Origin of the sequence: Streptomyces sp. NPDC003038 (assembly GCF_040611115.1) — a bacterium.
Classification (GTDB): Bacteria; Actinomycetota; Actinomycetes; order Streptomycetales; family Streptomycetaceae; genus Streptomyces.
This window is the reverse complement of record NZ_JBEXNN010000019.1, coordinates 109,350-127,333: the sequence shown is the minus strand read 5'-3', so window position 1 is coordinate 127,333 and position 17,984 is coordinate 109,350. Positions and strand designations below refer to the sequence as shown.

Genomic DNA, 17,984 nt, shown 5'->3' with positions numbered 1-17,984 from the left:
ACGGCCGAGTACTCACACCATCACGAACGGCCGAATCGTCACACCGGTCACGGCTGACCAGAGCGCCCCATCAAGATCGTGTTACGAGCTCTAAGAGCGGGCCACACCCCGCGGGGCAGTGAGGCCACCAACTGAGCGCCACTCAGCCCGGGATGACCGCATCCCACTGATCTCGGTTCGGGCCGTCGTGTTTCGGCGAGTAGTCCGGGTGGGCAGCCAGCCAGGCGGTGACTGTGGTTCGGGGGCCAGGTCGAGCCAGGCGGCGGTGGCGGGGAAGCGGCGGGCGGCGGCCTCGAACACAGCTGGGTCGGTGAGCGCGCTGCGGGTCGGATCACCCGTGGAGAGCACCAGGTGTACCGCGAAGGTGTCGTTGTCCGAGGGGAAGACGCCGGCGAGCGCGAAGGGCGCTGACGAGCCGGTCTTCATCCGCCCCGGGTCACGCGGGCCACCGGCACGCAGGCGGTACCAGCGGCACAGATAGGCGATCCCGGTACGGTGGCTGTCGACCACGGGCGGGCGGCAGCCGGCCGCGATCAGCCATGAGGGAACCGGCGATCGACGACCGGCCGCATCGACGACGAGGTCCGCCTGGTGCGTTGCCGCGCCCACCTGCACCCCGGTGACCCGGGCAGGGCGGTCCTCACCGAAAGTGAGGGCGCGCACCCGGCGGCCTCGCCGCACCTCGACGGTGGGTTCGCGCCGCACGGCCACGGCCAAGGCGGCCTCCAGCACGATGCGACGGGTGCGCAGGGTCACCAAGTCCTCGTCGCCGGCCCGGTGTGGCGGATGCTCACCGAACCAGTCGAACTCGTGGTACTCCCGGGCATCAGGGGTTTCGGTGCGCAGCACGGTGCGCACGGGCGCGAGGAGCGAGTGGGGCTGGACGGCCTGCGGGATTCGAGGCCTGGCCCAGTGGAAGAAGTCCCGGTTCAGGTCCTCTCCGGCCTGCCGCGCGTCCTGCTCGAACAACGTGACCGTGTGGCCCCGCCGACCGAGCATGAGCGCCGTCCCCAGCCCGCTGATACCCCCACCGATCACCGCAACCCGCGCCACTGAGCTCTCCTTCGCGTCGTGTTGCGGAATGAACTTACCGCTTGGCGATCTCCGGTCGAGAACCGGCGTCGTCCGTCGCGGTGCGGGGGCGGGGCACGGCAGCGGATGTCCGCTGCCGTGCCCCGCCGACGACAGGGCCTTGCTACCAGCGGGTCGTCTCACCGATGAAGTCGGGGATGTCGACAGCGGTACCGCGGCGGCGTGCCTCGGCCAGGATGTGGTGGCCCACCGCCAGGTCGAGGATGCCGAGGCCAAAAGGTGAGAAGACGGTTGCCTTGGCCGGGTCCAGGGATACCTGGCCCTGGAGCAGGGCGCCCAGCGTGCCGTTGATGAAGTCCCGGTTCCCCGTGAGCTGTTCGGCCAGGTGGGGCGAGGTCTGTGCCTTGAGGCAGTGGTCGACGTCATCCACCACGTTGTTCGTCTTCAGGAGCAGCTCGGGTTCCAGGTCGCGCAGCGAGACGTTGAGCACGACTTGGCCGGGGCGCAGTGACGTGTCGCCGCTCACATACGGTGTGGCGGCCGTCGTTGCGAAGACGACGAGGTCGCGGGTGAGGGCCTCGGGGAGGCTTCCGGTGGTAGTCGGCACGCCAAGGCGTGCGTCGGCGTGCGCGGTGAGGTGCCCCGCGCTGGTGGCGTCCAGATCGTGGACGAGGACGTCCGCGACCCGCACACCGTGGGCGTCCAGGTAGTCCAGGATGGTGCGGGCGATCACGCCGGCGCCGATGAAGGAGACGCGTACCGGCTCGTCCGACGGGAGCAGTTCGGCCGCTGCGACGGCCGCGGAGGCGGCCGTACGGGAAGCGCTGATACTGGCCGCCTCCAGGCAGGCCAGCGGATAGCCCGTCGCGTAGTCGTTGAGCAGGAGGGTCGCCGAAGCACGGGGCAGCCCTTGGCGGATGTTGTCCGGGAAGCTGGCGATCCACTTGATGCCAATGGTGTCGACGTTGCCGCCCAGGTAGGAGGGCAGCGCGATGACACGGGCGTTGGGCTTCTCGGGGAACCGCAGGAAGTAGCTGTCGGGGTTCACCGACTGGCCCTGCTCATGGGCCACATAGGTCTCGGCAACGATGCGTAGTACGTCCTTGTGCGAGTCGCCGAGGATCGCGGACACCACGGCCCCGGGAACGACGCTGAAGTTCGCCATTGGTTCTGTGTTCCTGATTCATGTCGGGAGTGAGTGACGACGGGGGCAGGGGAAGCGGGGGAAGGCGGACCGACGCGATCACCTCGTGGACAAGGTGTCCAGAGAAGCCAGCGCGGCGTACTCGGTGTACCGGTCGGCGACCCAGGGGTCTGAGTAGACCGTGTCCACGTACTTGTCGCCCATGTCCGGGGAGATCGCCGCGATCCGCGCACCGGCCGGCAGCGTCGGGCCGAGTTGCCTTACGGCGGCCAGCACCGTCCCCGTGGAGCCGCCGGCCAGCAGCCCGTACCGGGCGGCGACGAGCCGACACATCGTGATGGTGTCGACTTCTTCGATCAGCACCTTCTCGAACGTGCCGGTGTCGCGGTAGATCTCCGGCAACCGGCTGGTTCCCAGCCCCGGGATGAACCGGGGCGCCGCCCGGCCGAAGGTGACCGAGCCGACGGAGTCCACCGCGATGATCCGGGTGTGCGGGCTATGGTGCGCGAAGTACTCGACACACCCCATCAGGGTGCCGGTCGTGCCCGCCCCGACGAACAGGGCGTCGACGTGTCCGAGACCCTCGTGGATGGCCCGCGCGGTCCAGTCGCGGTGGGCGCTCACGTTGGCGGGGTTGGCGTACTGGTTGAGCCAGAGGAGGCCTGTCTGGTCCGAGAGCCGCTGGTGGATGTAGTCGATCCGGGTCTGCAAGTAGCCGCCGTTGGCGTCCCGCTGGGTGACCTCGACCACCTCCGTGCCCAGGCTCTCCATCACACGGATCGACTGACGGGTCGCGTTGGGGTCGGTCACCACGGCCAGCGGGTAGCCCCTGGCCGCGCACACGACGGAGAGGGCGATGCCGAGGTTCCCGGACGAGGACTCGATGACACGGGACCCCGGCCCGAGCGCACCGCTCTTCTCCGCCTCCTCGATCAGCACCAGGGCCGTCTTCAGCTTGACCGAACCGGCCGGGTTCAGCCCCTCCAGCTTGAGGAACACCCGGGCGTGGTCGACGAAGCCGGGCAGGTGCAGGAACACGTCGTCCAGGATGATGTCGGCAGCATGCTCATAGATCATGACCTGCGGCCTCCGTTGTTCAGAGCCACGGCGGCGAGGTGCTTCTCGATCACCGCCGCGATCTTGGACAGCGGCTCCGGGTCCGCCATGTCCAAGTGCGCGCACTCGATCTCGTGGTTCTCGATCCGCTTCCCCACGTACGGACGCCACCGGTCCACGAGCCCCGCCGCCCCGGGCTCCAAGCTCGCGGTGAAGAGCAGCAGATCGCCGTCGAAGGGGGCCTCGGGCGGTTCCGATCCGATGCCGGCCGTGTTGCGGTACACCTCGAACAGCGCCCGGAGCGTGGCCTCGTCCAGGCTGGAGAGGGCCGAACCGCTGTCGGCCACCACCGCGGCCAGCGGCGAGCCGCTGTCGGCGAGCACATCCCGCAGCCGGTCGAAGGTCGGCGGCTGGTCCTGCCCCAGGACGCTCTGGTCCAGACCCAGCTCGTAGAGGATGTAGGAGACGAACTCCTCCTCCCCCGCCTGCGCCCCCTCGGAGGCGGCCGGGTGCGCGTCCATGACCGCCAGCAAGGCGACTTCTTGGCCGTGATCCCTCAGCCGGACCGCGACCTCGTGGGCGATACGGCCTCCCCAGGACCAGCCGAGCAGGTGGTAGGGGCCTTCCGGCTGCACCGAGCGGAGCTGCTCGACGTAGTCCGCGGCCATCTCGGCGGTGCTGCGCGGAGCGAGGTCGGGGCGGGTGATACCGCGGGCCTGGATTCCGTAGACCGGCCGGTCCGCGTCGATCATCTGGACCAGCCGGGCGTACGGCCAGGCCAGGCCGCCCGCCGGATGGACGCAGAAGAGCGGCGGCCGGCTGCCCGTGGTCCGCAGCGGCAGCAGTACGCCAAGGCCGGCCTCCCGGTCCTCGACCCCCAGCCGGGGGCCGAGCGCCGCGACGGTCGGCGCCTCGAAGAGCCCGCGGACCGGCAGCTCCACCTCCAGCACGGCGCGGATCCGCGACGTCAGCCGGATCGCCAGCAGGGAGTTGCCGCCGAGGTCGAAGAAGCTGTCGTCGATCCGGACCCGCTCGATGCCGAGGACCTCGGCGAACAGGCCGCACAGCGTCGCCTCCCGCTCGGTGCGAGGCTCCCTGCCCCCGAGCTCTCCCGCCAGCTCGGGGGCGGGCAGGGCTTTGCGGTCCAGCTTGCCGTTGGGGGTCAGCGGCAGACTGTCCATCACGACGACGGCGCTCGGTACCATGTGGTCCGGCAGCGACCGCGCGACATGGCGGCGCAGCGACACCGCGAGCTCACCCGTACGGCGAGCCCCCGTCGGGTCGTTGACCGCCGACTGCCAGGGCTGGGCCTCGGTCGGCGGCACGTACACGTCGGCTGGCGGCAGCACCGAGGCGGCCGAACCCAGGCCCGCGCCCGCGGGCAGGACGACGGCATCGAAGGTGTCGGCCTCGCCCCGCGACCAGGTGGTGTGTACGGTACGCCCGACTCCGCGGCCCCAGGCGTGCACCTGCTCGGGGTCCAGCGCGTGTTCCGGCAGATACGCCAGCCGAGCCCGCACTTCGTCGAGCGGCGCCCCCTTGGCCAAGGCATCGGCCGCCGCGACCTCCCCGACGAGCCGGGCGTTGGGGATCCCGGTGATCCGGACCGGGCCCTCCTGTTCCCCGAGCCGGGCGCCGAGGGCGGTGAGGTCCGTCAGGCCCTCGGCAACGCCCCAGGCCAGCTCCGGCAGCGCCGCGAAGGAGTCCGCGGTCACCGGGGCCTTGTGCAGCACCACCTCGTAGCGGTGCCGGGTCAGCTCGTTGTGCGGCGCGCCCTGCTTGAGCCGGATGTCGACCGCGCCGATCTTCCCGCCGCTCTCGGCGGCCAAAGTGGTGAAGAAGTCCGGGTCGATGACCAGTTCACGCTCCAGGAGGGTGGCGCGCTCGACCGCGGCCGCCAAGGCGCCCGTGTCCCGCGGGCCGTTCTCGGCGCGGCCCGCCTGGATCGCCGTGTGGAAGGCGCGTAGGGTCCGCGCGCGGCGTACGTCGCCGATGAAGATCCGGCCGCCAGGCACCAACAGGTCCAGTGCCTGCCTGATGACCTGCCGCAGGTAGGCGCCGTTGGGGAAGTACTGCACCACCGAGTTGATCACCACGGTGTCGTAGTGCCCGGCGGGCAGCCCGTCCGTGACGTGCGCGGGCTGGCTGCGCAGTTTCACCTTGCCGGTGAGACCCTCGCGGCGAATGTGGGCTTCCAGCAGCGAGATCGCCGTCGGGGAGAGGTCGATGCCCGAGTACTCCTCGACGGAGTCGACCACCTTGGCCAGGAGGAGGCCCGAGCCGACGCCGATCTCCAGCACGCGCGACGGTTCGGACTCCAGGATCCGGCGGACCACCTCGCCGCGCCACTGGCGCATCTCCTCCAGGGGGATGGGATCGCCGGTGTAGCTGGAGTCCCAGCCGCCGAAGTCTTCACCGAAGGGAATGTCGCGGGATTCCTCGATGTCGATCGCCTCGTGGACCTCAAGCCATTCGATGAGCTGGCGGTTCGTCATGGAACCTTCCACCGATTCGAGTTCGGCACTACGGCTGGCGACGTCCGTGACGTCGGCGCCATCCGGGCCGTCCTCGGCCGGCACCACGTACGCCACCACCTGGAGTCCGCCCAACCGGTCCTCACGTGTGACCACGGCGCTGCGGGCCACGGCCGGGTGCCGCTGCACGACGGACTCGATCTCGCCGAGCTCGACCCGGAACCCGCGGATCTTGACCTGGTCGTCGGCGCGGCCGATGTACTCCAGGTTCCCGTCGTCCAGCCGCCGGACTAGGTCGCCGGTGCGGTACATCCGCTCGCCGGGGCCGCCGAACGGGCAGGGCAGGAACCGCTCCGCGGTCAGCCCCGGACGCCCCAGGTAGCCGCGCGCGAGGCCCTCGCCCGCGAGGAACAGTTCACCCACGACGCCGGCGGGCGTCGGGGCGAAGGAGCGGTCCAGGACATAGGCACGGGTGTTCCACACCGGGCGTCCGATGGTCTGCCGCGCCTCCCCGTCCGGGTCGTCCGCCAGGGGGTGGAAGGCGGCGTCGACGGTGTATTCGGTCGGACCGTAGAAGTTGTAGGCGGCCAGGCCCTCCGCCCCGGCCAGCTCGGCCCGGAGCGATTCGCGCATGGCCTCGCCGCCGACCACCAGCACCGCGGGCCGGGGGGCGCCGGTCAGCAGCCCCGCCTCGACGAGCTGCTCCGCGAACGACGGCGTCACGTCCACGACGTCGATCCGGGCGCTCGCCGCGTAGTCCAGGAACGGGACCGGGTCGTACCGGCTCTCGTCATCCACCAGATGGAGTTCGTGCCCGTCCAGCATCCACAGCAGACCGGCCACCGAGGCATCGAAGGAGATCGACGCGGCGAGCGCCACCCGGAACTTCTCACGGCGCGCCCGGGCCGTCTGCGGCCGGTAGAGCTCGGCCTGGTGGTCGTGGAAGAGGTTCACCGCGCTCTGGTGCTGGACGCCCACCCCCTTGGGGACGCCGGTCGACCCGGAGGTGTAGATGACGTACGCCAGGTTCTCCGGGTCCAGCGGGGCGGTCCGTTCCCCGTCGCGCAGGTTCTCGTCCGACAGCGCGGCGAGCGACGCGGCCGTCGCCCTGTCGTCCAGGGCGAGTACGGGTGCGCCGTCGGGCAGTACGGCGGCCAGCGCGCCGGTGGTGACGACCAGGACCGGGTCCGCGTCGGTCACGAGGTGCGCGATCCGCGCGGCCGGGTAGTCGGGATCGACCGGCACGTACGCCGCACCCGATTTCAGCACCGCCAGGACGGCGACCAGCAGCTCCGGCGACCGGGGCAGGGCGATACCCACCATGCGCTCGGGACCGGCCCCGCGCTCGGCGAGGAGGCGGGCGAGCCGGTTGGCGCGGCTGTTGAGCTCCGCGAACGTCAGCTCCGCACCCGAGGCGACGGCGGCGACAGCCTCGGGGGTCCGCTCGGCCTGGGCCTCGTACAGCTCGGCCAGCGTGGTGCGCGGCACCTGGTGGTCGGTGCCGTTGAACCGCTCCAGTACGCGCTCGCGCTCCTCCGCGCCCAGCACATCGACCGCGGACAGCGGCTGCTCCGGATCGTCGGCGACCGCCTCGATGAGGCGCACCAGCCAGCCGAGCAGCCGCTCGGCGGTGTCCCGGTCGACGACGTCTTCCTGGTGGTCGAGCCGCAGCGTGAGGGAGGTGCCGGGGAAGACTGTCAGACCCAGCGGATAGTGGGTGGCATCGACGCTGAAGGCGTCGACGACCCGAACCCGACGCGCGTCCGGTTCGCCGTCCGGGTCCGTCTCCGGTTCGGTGGGGTAGTTCTGGAAGACCATGAGCGTGTCGAACAGCGTGCCGACACCGGCCTCCTGCTGGATCTCGGTCAGGCCCAGGTTCTGGTGCGGGAGCAGCCGGCCCTGGTCGCTCTGGAGCGCGCCCAGCAGTTCGGCCAGGGGTGCCTGCGATCGCACCCGCAGTCGGGCCGGCAGGGTGTTGATCAGCAGCCCGATCATCCGCTCGACGCCCTGGAGCTCAGCCGGACGGCCGGACACGGTCACACCGAACACGACGTCCTCGCGTCCGGTGAGCCGGGCCAGGGCCATCGCCCAGGCACCCTGGACCACGGTGTTCAGGGTGAGCCCGTGTGTTCGGATCCGCCGGGTCAGCCGCCCGGTCAACTCACTGCCGAGCCCGGCCTCGACCGTGGCGGGCAGGCTCGGCAGCCTCCCGGCGCGCGGCGGCACCACGAGCGTGGCCTCGTCGAGCCCGGCGAGGGCCTGGCGCCAGGCGCCGCGCGCCGCGTCCCGGTCGTGACCGGCGAGCCACGCCAGGTAGTTCTTGTACGGGGTCACCGGCGGCAGCCCCGAGCTGTCCCCACCCTGCCGGTACAGCGTCATCAGCTCGCTGATCAGCAGGGGTATCGACCAGCCGTCGAGCAGGATGTGGTGATGGGTCATCACCAGGCGCCAGCTGCGCTCGGCGCGCCGGATCAGCATGAACCGCAGCAGCGGCGGACGGGCCAGGTCGAACCGGTCCACCTGATCCTCGCCCATCAGCCGGGCGATCTCCGCGTCGCGCTCCGCGCCGGGCAGCTCATGGAAGTCGAACTCCCGCAGCAGGACGTCCACCCGCGCCGGGATCAGCTGCACCGGAGCGCCCTTACGGGTCCGTGTACGGAAGCAGGCACGCAGGTTGGCGTGGCGGCCGAAGAGCGCGGCGATCGCCGACCGCAAGGCCGCGGCGTCGACGTCGCCCTCCAGCTCGATCACCATCTGCGGCATGTAGACGTCGACGGACTGCTTGTCGTACAGGGAGTGGAAGAGCATTCCCTCCTGGAGCGGCGAAAGCGGCAGAATGTCGGTCACCGCGGTGTTGTCAGTAGTCATTGGCCCACTCACTCGCAAGATCGTCGATTTCGTCCTGGCTCAGGGACAGCAGCGTCAGATCGGACGGCGTGGGGCCGCCCGAGCCGGGCTTCTCGGTATGCGCCACAAGGCCTCTGAGCGCTGCGCACCACAGGTCGGCCAGCTCCTGGACGGCCGCTTCGTCGAGCCGGCCGGGCGCCCACGTCCAGGTGGCCGTGATCCGCGGCTCTTCGAGGGGGCCCGTGGCGACCGTGGTGATCTCCAGGGTGTGCGCCAAGGGAGCGCCGGTTCCGTACGGGACCACGCGGGCCGCCGCGTTCTCCCACAGGCCGTCAGCGGTCCGGCCGCGGTGGGCGAAACCGATCTGCGGCATGGGCTGCCCGGACAGGGCCGGCGCTGTCCGGGGCTGGAGGTGGCGCGGCAACCCGAATTCGGCGCCCTGGCCGGGGACGGAACGTACCTGCTCCTTGACCTGCTTGATGGCTTCCCCGACGGCCGTCCCGCCCGTGCCGACGTCCTCCCAGGCGGGGAGTCCCGCGTCGACCACGAGGGGGAAGGAGCCCGCGAAGACGCCGAGGGTGCGGGAAAGGTCTGCTCCGGGGGCGAACGGTTGGCGTCCGTCGTCTTCGAGGTCCAGCAGCACGGCGCTGCCCGCCGCCGCGTCATGCCGTGCGCGCCACTGGCCGATCGCCAACGCGAGGCCGGTCAGCAGGATGTCCCGAGGTTCGGCCTTGAAAGCCTCGGGCACTGCGGAGAGCAGCGGCCCGGCAAGCTCGGCAGCCACGGTCACAGCCAGCTCGCCGGCCTTGCCCGCCTCGTCTGCCGTCGAGGCCGGGAGCGGCGGATCGGGGACGGCCAGGGTCTGCGCCCAGCCTCGTTCCTCCGCCTCCACGGCGGGGCTGGTGGCGGCGGCCTCCCGGTGCAGGGCCCAACGGCGGTACGAGGTGGGGACCGGAGGGAGTGAAACCGGCTCGCCGGCGGCCAGCGCCGCCAGGGCCGTACCCAGGTCCCCGAGCAGGATCCGCCAGGACGCCGCGTCCGCCACGAGCCGGCGGACCAGCAACAGCAGCAGGCCCGGGGCACTGCCGGCGTGACCTTGGATGGCGAACACCCACCGGCCAACCTCGTCGTCGGCCGCTTCGGCCGCCGCCCGCAGGAGCGCGGCCTCCGCCTCGGCCGCGCTCAGGCCCGTGACGTCGACGTCGCGCACGCATGCGGCGGCGTCGACGGCGCCCGGCGGCGGTATCTGGAGGCCACCGTCCGGCAGCCAATCCAGCCGCAGGGCGTCATGGTGGTCGAATACCGCCTGGAGCGCCTGAGCTAGCCGCCCGGGAGCGGTGCCCGCCGGCATGGACACCACCGTGTACTGCCACGCCCGCGCGTCCGCTCCGAGCTGGACCACAGGCGGCGTGAGCGGAACAAGGCCGAGGTTCGCACCGGGTTCCTCGACGGCGGACGCCGTGTCCACGACTGGTTCCAGCAAGGGGGCCAGCGCTTCGACCCGCTGATGGGCGAAGACGGCCGCGGGTTCCAGCACCCAGCCGGCCCGGTAGGTGCTTGCCGCCAGCCGGATCGCCATGACGCTGTCGCCGCCGAGGTCGAAGAACCCGTCGTCGATACCGACCCGGTCGAGCCCCAGTACGTCCGCGAACAGGCCGCACAGCAGTTCCTCGGCCGGAGTGCGGGGAGCAATTCCAGTCGCCGGCGCCGACAGGTCGGGCGCCGGGAGTGCCTTGCGGTCCAGCTTGCCGTTCACGTTGAGCGGCAGGGAGTCCAGGAGGACGACTGCAGCCGGTACGTAGTAGTCGGGCAGGTCCGCGGCCACATGGCGGCGCAGTGCGGCGGGGTCGGGTAAGGCCCCGGGGCGCGGGACGACGTACGCGACGAGCCGCTTGTTGCCCGGAGTGTCCTCCCGTGCGGTCACCACGCTCGACGCGACGGCCGGGTGGCCGCTCAGCGCCGCCTCGACCGCGCCCGGTTCCACACGGAAGCCGCGGATCTTGACCTGGTCGTCGATCCGTCCCAGGAACTCAAGGTTCCCGTCCGCTCGCCATCGCGCGAGATCACCGGTCCGGTACATCCGCTCCCCCGGCTCCCCATGGGGACAGGGCACGAACCGCTCCGCAGTCAGTCCGGGCCGCCCCAGGTAGCCGCGCGCCAGTCCCGATCCCGCGATGAACAGCTCGCCCTCGGTGCCGACCGGCACCTCACGCAGGTCCTCGTCCAGGACGTACGCGCGGGTGTTCAGGATCGGGGCACCGATCGGTGGCGCCACCGTGCTGTCGGCCGTGACCTCGACCGCCACCGAGTCCACGGTCGTCTCGGTCGGGCCGTACGCGTTGAACATCCGGCGGCCCGGGGCCCATTGGGACACCAGTTCGGCCGTGAGGACGTCGCCGGCCGTCGCGATGGACTTCAGGGTGGGATGCTCGGCTGGCGGCAGCGCGGCGAGCACCTGCGGCGGGATCGTCACGTGGCTGGCCGATGTCCGCCGGATCAGCTCGCCCACCTGGTGCCCGGACAGGCAGTGCTGGGGGCGGATAATGAGCGCCGACCCGGAGGCCAGTGCCATGACCAGGTCGCCGACGGAGCAGTCGAAGTTGAAGGAGGCGAACTGGAGCACTCCGTCACCGGCCGTGATCCCGAAGCGCTCGATGTGGTCGGCGGCCAGGCTGCCGAGCCCGCGGTGGGTCATCACCACGCCCTTGGGCCGGCCGGTCGACCCGGATGTGAAGATCACGTACGCGGGATGGTCCGGGAGCAGCGGCCCGGTGCACTCGCCGTCACCCACGTCGTGCGCCTCTTCACACGCGAGCCGCTCGGCGACGAGGGCGGCATCCAGATCGAGGGTGCCCGTGCCCTCGGGCGGCACAACGCCGGGAAGCACCGCCGCGAGGTCTCCCGCCGTCAGCACGAGCAGCGGCCGCGCCGAGTCCAGGACCTCGTTGATCCGGGACGCCGGATACTCCGGGTCGACGGGGACCCAGGCGGCGCCCGCCTTCACGACGGCGAGAATCGCGATGACCATCCTGGCCGAGCGCGGCAGCGCCAGGGCGACCAGGCGCTCGGGCCCGGCGCCTTCGGACAGCAGGATCCGCGCCAGCCGGTTGGCGCCCTCGTTGAGCTCCCGATAGGTAAGGGCGGTCGTGTCGTGGACGACCGCCGTGTTGTCCGGTGTCCGCAGCACCTGCGCCTCGAACAGCTCCGGGAGCGTTGCGACGACCCCGTGCCGGGCCGTGTTGTTCCATTCCGCCGGGACACTGGTGTGCCCGGCGGTTGACTGCGACGTCATGAGAAGTTCCCCCGTGCTCAACCAGCGGGCAGCGCACTTCATCTGGCGCCCGCCGGGCAAAGGAATGGTGAAGGCCCGAATGTATGGATGGAGAATTCCGGGCACGTCAAATGAGGAGCTGTCGCCGGGCGAATTCCCGGCGGCCCTCCGTCGTATCGGGGTGTCGAAATGCAGTGTGGTCAGCGCCGACCGGCGCACCACTCCAGAACGGCCATCGCCGCGTACATTTTGTTTTCGGCCTGGTCGAATGCCAGGCTGCGCGGACCGTCAAGGACCTCGGCCGTGACGTCCTCGCCGCGGTGGGCGGGGAGGTCGTGCAGGAAGACGGCTTCCGGGCTGTGGTCCCACAGGGCGGTGGTGACCTGGAACGGGGCGAAGACACTGCGCCATTCGGGGTCCGGCTTGCTGGTGCCCGTCGTCTGCCATCGGGTGGTGTAAATGACGTCGAACCCCTCGGGCGGGGTGTCCATGGAGTGCAGCTCCACGACGGTCGCACCTGAAGCCGCGGCGTTGGCCGCGGCACGTGCACGGATCGCGGGCTCCAGGCCGTAGCCGGATGGGGTGCGCAGTTCGAGATGGACACCCTTGAAGCGACTGAGGGTCAGCGCCAGTGCGGCGGCGGTGTTGTTGCCCTCGCCGAGGTAGCAGATCCGCAGGCCCTCGACGCGACCGAAGTGGCTCAGCAGGGTGGCCAGGTCGGCGACAGCCTGGGTGGGGTGCTCGTCGGCCGTCATCGCGTTCACCACGGCCATGCGGGGCTGGGCGGCCAAGGCGCGCAGGTCGGCGGGGTCTCCGGCGGAGCGGACGACCAGGATGTCGAGCATCCGGGAGAGGACCTCGGCCGTGTCCTCCAACGTCTCGCCGGTGTTGGTCTGGAGGTCGCCGGGCCCGAACGAGATGATCTTCGCGCCGAGCCGCAGCGCGGCGGCGGAGAAGGAGGTCCGGGTCCGCGTCGAGGTCTTCAGGAAGTGGATGCCGGCCACCAGGCCGGTCAACTGCTCACCCGAGCGCACCGGTCCGTCCGCGAACTCCGCCGCCCTGGTAACGAGGGCTGTCAGTTCGGTGTCGCTGAGGTCGTTGGTGGAGATCAGGTGTCGCACGGCGGATAACCCAGGCTCGCGACCGCCGTCTCGGGGACTCAGCATGCGCTCTCCTCCATGCGGCGGCGCAGTCCAGCCGGCCGCATGTCCGTCCACACCTCGTCGACCCGCGACGAGCACTCCTGCTGGGTTCCCTCGAACCCCTCGGCGCGCCAACCGGAAGGCACCTCCAGGTCGGCGGGCCACATCGAGTACTGGTCTTCGGTATTCATGACGACGCGATAGCGTCGTTCGTCGGTCATGCTCTCTCCAGAACTGGGGTCGCCAATTTTTCGAGTACGAACAGAGACTCTCACGAGGGTCTGCCGAACGGTAGCTTCGGCAACTGGCCGCGGTTCATGAGTAAGATCCGGGCCGACAGCGGCTGCTGACGGAGTGTATAGAAGATCATGGACACGAAGGGGCGTTACGGACAAGGCCCCTGAACGCAACGTGAATGAAATGTGGCCCAGATCACCAGGTCGTACATTCCGCGGAAATTGCTGATCGCATTACGTATTGATGCGGCCTCCAGGGGCAGTTGCGGCGGCGTCGGCGGTGGGTTCCGCCGCCCGGGCGCGCGCACCCCAGCGGACGACCGGACGCAGCGCCGCGGCGGCGGCGACGAACAGGCCGCCCAGCAGAATCCAGCCGGGCGCCCCCCAGTAGACGATCAGCCCCGTCAGGGCGAGCGGCCCGATCATCTCGGCCACGGTCGTGCCGTTGCCGAAGAACGCCTGGTACTGGCCGTGCTTGCCCTCCGGGGCGAGGCCGAAGCTGAGCTCCCAGCTCCCCGCCGCCTGCATCATCTCGCCCACGGCCTGAATCGCCGCAGCGGTCAGCAGCAGACCCCCCGCCACCCAGGCCGACTCGCTCGACCCGGTGAAGGCGAAGACGACGCAGCCGACGGCCAGCAGAACACTGCCGAGGAAGACATACCGGCTCGCGCTCTCCAGCCCCGTCACCCCCCTGGAGATCCTGACCTGGAACAGCACCACCGCCACGGTGTTGAGCATGAACATCAGCGACAGCAGCCAGGTCGGCGCCGCCGTGTGCCGGCTGATCCACAGCGGCAGGGCGATGTCCACGAGCGGAATGTGCAGCAGGAGCAGGGTGTTGAGCATGGTCAGCACGATGTACGGCCGGTCCTTGAAGACCGACCTCGACGTCGACACGGGCGCCGACGTCGACACGGGCGCCCCCGCCGCCCGCGCCTTGGCGGACGCCGCCACCGGCGGCACGGCGGGTAGCCGGCTCAGCACGATTGCCGCCACGACGAAGGCCAGGGTGTTCACGCCGAACACCGCGTAGTACGCCTCGCGCCGATCGAAGAGCAGGGCGAGGCCGCCGAGTCCGGCGCCCACCGCGAGCCCCGCGTTGTAACTGGACTGCACATGGGCGCGGACCCGCGTCACCCGGTCCTTCGGCGTCAGTCCCGCGAGCAGCGCCTGCTGGGCGGCCGATCCGCCGCGCTGGCACACCGCGTAGACGCAGGCGCTGACGGCGAACGCGGTGAAAGAGGAGACGAACAGGTACGAGGAGACGGCCAGCCCGGCGCCGAGGAACAGGACGACGGCGGTGCCGCGCGGCCCCTTGCGGTCCGCGAGATGGCCGAGCGGCACGCTCGCCGCCAGCGCCAGCGACCAGGCGACGGTGAGGCCGAGACCCATCTGGACGGGCGAGAGGCCGACGATCCTGGTGAAGTACAGCGCCGCGCATATGTAGTACGCCCCGTCGCCGGTGCGGCAGACCAGCTGGGCGAGGGCCAGACCCCTGGGCGGTCCGGGTGGAGGAATCAGGCTCTTGATCACGTCACTCCTTGACGGCCCGAGTGGCCACCAGAAGATAGTTGCTCACTGCACCGGACAAAAGCAGCATCAGGGCCGCACCCTGGCTTGATCTCATCTTGTGGTGGCCTGTCGATGTATGAATTAGCTTGCACCGCGTAGAAGTTGCAACTGCCATGTATGAGTTCGGCCAACGAGAGGGATTGCCGTGACGGAGCACGTGCTGGTGTTCGGCGTCGGCTACGACATACCAGCCCGCATGCGTGCGTTCGGCGCGGCGGCCGGGCGGAAAGTCACGACCTCCGTCATGTGCTGGCCAGAACACCTGGAGAAGATCGACGACACCGCGGACCACAGCCGCATCCTCGTCATGCGCCCCGAGGCCTCCGAGGAGGAGTGGATCGCGCTCGCGCGCGCCATCCACGCCGTCGACCCGGTCACCCGGATCGGCTCGTTCTACGACGACTGCCGACCGCAGGCCGCCGCTACGGCCCAGGCCCTCGGTCTCGAAACGCACCACCCCGAGACCGTCGAGATCGTCATGAACAAGTACGCGATGCGGCAACGGCTCGCCGAGAGGGGCGTCGAGGCCACATCCTCCGCCGTCGTCGACAGTCCCGACACCTTGCGCGCGTTCGCCGACAGCCACGGCTACCCGTGCGTCGTCAAGCCGCTCACGGGCGCGGCCAGCAGGGGTGTGTCCATCCTCCACGAGCCGGCTCAGGCGGAGGCCGCCCTGGAACGGGCCGGCGGTGCGGGCCTGGGCCCGCAGGCCACCGTCGAGGAGTTCCTCGCCGGCCCCCAGTTCAGCGTGGAGGCCTTCTCCGAACTGGGTGAGCACGTCGTCGTCACGATCACCCGCAAATACTCCGACCCCGTCAGCCTGGTCGAACTGGGCCACGTCATGCCCGCCCCACTGGATCCGGACCAGACGGCGGCGATCAAGCGGCACGTGATCGCCAGCCTCGATGCGCTGGGCATCGAATTCGGGCCCACCCACACCGAGGTCATCCTCACCGGCCGCGGACCGCGCATCATCGAGACGCATCTGCGCACGGGCGGCGACGAACTGTGGAACATGGTGACGGACGCGACGGGCGTGGACCTCATCGAATCGCAATTGCGGCAGGTCCTCGGCGAGAAGGTTCTGCCCGGCATCCGAGAGACGCTGGACGACCCGGGCCGCGTACGGCGGGTGGAGGCCATCTGGTTCGCCGGTGCCCCCGCCGAGGGCACCCTCCTCGAAGTGACCGGCGCCGACGCCGTACGCCCCGACCATGTGAAGCTGCACCTGCTCGGTGCTCCCGGCACCGAACTGGCGGGCTTGCAGAACAGCTTCTCGCGCCTCGCCTGGGCGCGGGCGCACGCCGCCACCGCCGAGGAGGCGGTCGCCGAGGCCAGGGCGGCGATCGACGCACTCGCATTCGTCACCCGGGTCCCCGCCGCCCGAACCGACCTGCTCTAAGACCCACGCCGCTGGACGGGCCGGAAGTGAGAAACTGGGCCAAACAATCCCATTGCGGCATAACTGTGAGTAGTGATACTCGGCCTTATGGAAAATCTCGTCACCCAGCGGCTCGTGCTACACCCCCTCACCGTCGAGGAGGCGGAAACCCTCGCGCGAGGGGAGCCGGGGGAACACTCCCGATGGGCGCGCGGCTACCCCACCGCGGCCGACATCGCCGGCGCCTGGCGCCATATCGAGACCTGCGCGGCAGCAGGCGACCCGCAGCCGTTCGGCGCCTACGAGATCCGCCGCCGGGAGGACGGCGAGGCCATCGGCGGCCTCGGCTTCCACGGCCCGCCCGACGAGGACGGCGCGGTGACCATCGGGTACGGCCTCGTCCCGGCCGCACAGGGCCGGGGATACGCCGCGGAGGCCCTGCGCGCCCTGCTCCACTTCGCCCGCGCGCAGGGGGTCAGCCAGGTGCGCGGTGATACGGACCGCGGCAACATCGCCTCGCAGCGCGTGATGGCGGCGGCCGGGATGGAACCGGTGGGAGAGGACGAGCGGCTGAAGTACTACGCCGTTCGATGGCCGGACACCATGGACGGGCAGGGCGCGCGTGGGCGACGCGAGGCAGGGTGAACTCGACCGCTGGGTTGCCCTGCTCGAAATCTGAACAGCCGGCCGGCACTAACCCCGGTCTCGGAGCACATCCGTCTCCTCCCTCTGGCAGCAGGGAAGAGACGTTCTCGGGACGGGGGTGCCGACGTCCCTGTGTGTGGCGGGGATGGGCGGGGACCAGTGCCGTCAGCTGTTGACCGTCCGGATGATGTGCTGTCCGTAGGTGTCGATCACGGCCTCCCGGGCATCGTGCATGGCGTAGACCGCGAACTGGTCGACGCCGAGGGCCTTCAGCGCCCGTAGCTTCTCGATGTGCGCCTCGGGCGGGCCCAGCAGACAGAAGCGGTCGACGATCTCGTCCGGGACGAAGTCCGTGGACGGGTTTCCGGCGCGGCCGTGGTGGCTGTAGTCGTAGCCTTGGCGGGCCTTGACGTACGCGGTCAGCTCCTCGGGGACCATCGAGGAGTGCTCGCCGTAACGGGAGACGAGGTCGGCGACGTGGTTGCCGACCATCCCGCCGAACCAGCGGCACTGGTCGCGGGCGTGGGCGAGATCCTCGCCCACGTACGCCGGGGCCGCCACGCAGATGGTGATGGCGTCCGGGTCCCGGCCGGCCTCCACGGCGGCCTGGCGGACCGATTTGACCATCCACTCGGTGAGGTATAGGTCGGCGAGCTGGAGGATGAACCCGTCCGCCTTCTGCCCGGCCAGGGCGAGCGCCTTAGGGCCGTACGCGGCCATCCAGACGGGCAGCTTCCCGTTCCGGATCCAGGGGATGCGGATCGGATTGCCGTCGACGACCGCTTCCCTGCCCTCGGCGAGGTCGCGGATGACCTCGATGGCCTCGCCCAGCCGGGCCAGGGTGTTCGGCGCGCGGCCGGCCACCCGCATCGCGGAGTCCCCGCGGCCGATCCCGCACACCGTGCGGTTGCCGTACATGTCGTTGAGGGTGGCGAAGGTGGAGGCGGTCACCTCCCAGGTGCGCGTTCCCGGGTTGGTGACCATCGGGCCCACCGTCAGCTTCTGGGTGTTGGCCAGGATCTGGCTGTAGATGACGAACGGCTCCTGCCACAGCACGGCCGAGTCGAAGGTCCAGCCGTACCGGAAGCCGTTGCGCTCGGCGCGCTTCATGAGGCTGACGACCTGCGAGGCGGGCGGGTCGGTTTGCAGGACGAGGCCGAAGTCCATGCATGGCTCCTTGCTGC

At 70.5% G+C, this 17,984-nt stretch carries 10 protein-coding genes and 1 pseudogene; 2 read left to right on the top strand and 9 right to left on the bottom strand.

Annotation, left to right across the window (positions count from 1 at the left end):
• Window positions 1–225 precede the first annotated feature (225 nt).
• From ABZX75_RS23215 to ABZX75_RS23180, 8 genes and pseudogenes are all read right to left on the bottom strand, one after another.
• Window positions 226–1,053: pseudogene (locus ABZX75_RS23215) on the bottom strand (FAD-dependent oxidoreductase); the annotation flags it as partial.
• Between the two features lie 142 nt (window positions 1,054–1,195).
• The gene (gene sbnB, locus ABZX75_RS23210; RefSeq protein ID WP_355413481.1) at window positions 1,196–2,197 is read right to left on the bottom strand and encodes a 2,3-diaminopropionate biosynthesis protein SbnB; all 1,002 of its coding nucleotides are present in this window, start codon (window positions 2,195–2,197) and stop codon (window positions 1,196–1,198) included.
• 78 nt (window positions 2,198–2,275) lie between these two features.
• Window positions 2,276–3,253, bottom strand: coding sequence for a 2,3-diaminopropionate biosynthesis protein SbnA (sbnA, locus tag ABZX75_RS23205; RefSeq protein ID WP_355413479.1), 978 nt, complete (start codon window positions 3,251–3,253; stop codon window positions 2,276–2,278).
• Window positions 3,250–8,574, bottom strand: coding sequence for an amino acid adenylation domain-containing protein (locus ABZX75_RS23200; protein ID WP_355413477.1), 5,325 nt, complete (start codon window positions 8,572–8,574; stop codon window positions 3,250–3,252). The genes sbnA and ABZX75_RS23200 overlap by 4 nt, the downstream gene beginning before the upstream one ends.
• Window positions 8,564–11,845: an amino acid adenylation domain-containing protein gene (locus ABZX75_RS23195; protein WP_355413475.1), complete on the bottom strand. Its 3,282-nt coding sequence runs from the start codon at window positions 11,843–11,845 to the stop codon at window positions 8,564–8,566. Before ABZX75_RS23195 ends, ABZX75_RS23200 begins: the two co-directional genes overlap by 11 nt.
• Window positions 11,846–12,024: 179 nt before the next feature.
• A complete protein-coding gene (locus ABZX75_RS23190; RefSeq protein ID WP_355413473.1) occupies window positions 12,025–12,990 on the bottom strand; it encodes an ornithine carbamoyltransferase in 966 nt (321 codons plus the stop codon).
• Window positions 12,984–13,187, bottom strand: a complete 204-nt coding sequence (locus tag ABZX75_RS23185) for an MbtH family NRPS accessory protein (protein WP_355413471.1) — start codon at window positions 13,185–13,187, stop codon at window positions 12,984–12,986. The genes ABZX75_RS23190 and ABZX75_RS23185 overlap by 7 nt, the downstream gene beginning before the upstream one ends.
• Before the next feature lie 249 nt (window positions 13,188–13,436).
• A complete protein-coding gene (locus ABZX75_RS23180) occupies window positions 13,437–14,735 on the bottom strand; it encodes an MFS transporter (RefSeq protein ID WP_355413470.1) in 1,299 nt (432 codons plus the stop codon).
• A gap of 184 nt (window positions 14,736–14,919) precedes the next feature.
• Here ABZX75_RS23180 and ABZX75_RS23175 point away from each other — a divergent pair, with 184 nt between their 5' ends.
• Both ABZX75_RS23175 and ABZX75_RS23170 read left to right on the top strand, forming a co-directional pair.
• Window positions 14,920–16,176, top strand: a complete 1,257-nt coding sequence (locus tag ABZX75_RS23175) for an ATP-grasp domain-containing protein (RefSeq protein WP_355413468.1) — start codon at window positions 14,920–14,922, stop codon at window positions 16,174–16,176.
• A gap of 87 nt (window positions 16,177–16,263) precedes the next feature.
• Window positions 16,264–16,800 (top strand): GNAT family N-acetyltransferase, encoded by a 537-nt coding sequence (locus ABZX75_RS23170; protein WP_355413466.1) that lies wholly within the window; start codon window positions 16,264–16,266, stop codon window positions 16,798–16,800.
• A gap of 165 nt (window positions 16,801–16,965) precedes the next feature.
• Here the strand turns inward: ABZX75_RS23170 and ABZX75_RS23165 are convergent, their stop codons facing one another.
• Window positions 16,966–17,967, bottom strand: a complete 1,002-nt coding sequence (locus ABZX75_RS23165) for a TIGR03842 family LLM class F420-dependent oxidoreductase (RefSeq protein WP_355413464.1) — start codon at window positions 17,965–17,967, stop codon at window positions 16,966–16,968.
• Window positions 17,968–17,984: the final 17 nt, after the last annotated feature.

Coding starts and splice junctions, on each gene's coding strand:
- sbnB (WP_355413481.1), bottom strand. CDS start 2,197: ATGGCGAACTTCAGCGTCGTTCCCGGGGCCGTGGTGTCCGCGATCCTC.
- sbnA (WP_355413479.1), bottom strand. CDS start 3,253: ATGATCTATGAGCATGCTGCCGACATCATCCTGGACGACGTGTTCCTG.
- ABZX75_RS23200 (WP_355413477.1), bottom strand. CDS start 8,574: ATGACTACTGACAACACCGCGGTGACCGACATTCTGCCGCTTTCGCCG.
- ABZX75_RS23195 (WP_355413475.1), bottom strand. CDS start 11,845: ATGACGTCGCAGTCAACCGCCGGGCACACCAGTGTCCCGGCGGAATGG.
- ABZX75_RS23190 (WP_355413473.1), bottom strand. CDS start 12,990: ATGCTGAGTCCCCGAGACGGCGGTCGCGAGCCTGGGTTATCCGCCGTG.
- ABZX75_RS23185 (WP_355413471.1), bottom strand. CDS start 13,187: ATGACCGACGAACGACGCTATCGCGTCGTCATGAATACCGAAGACCAG.
- ABZX75_RS23170 (WP_355413466.1), top strand. CDS start 16,264: ATGGAAAATCTCGTCACCCAGCGGCTCGTGCTACACCCCCTCACCGTC.
- ABZX75_RS23165 (WP_355413464.1), bottom strand. CDS start 17,967: ATGGACTTCGGCCTCGTCCTGCAAACCGACCCGCCCGCCTCGCAGGTC.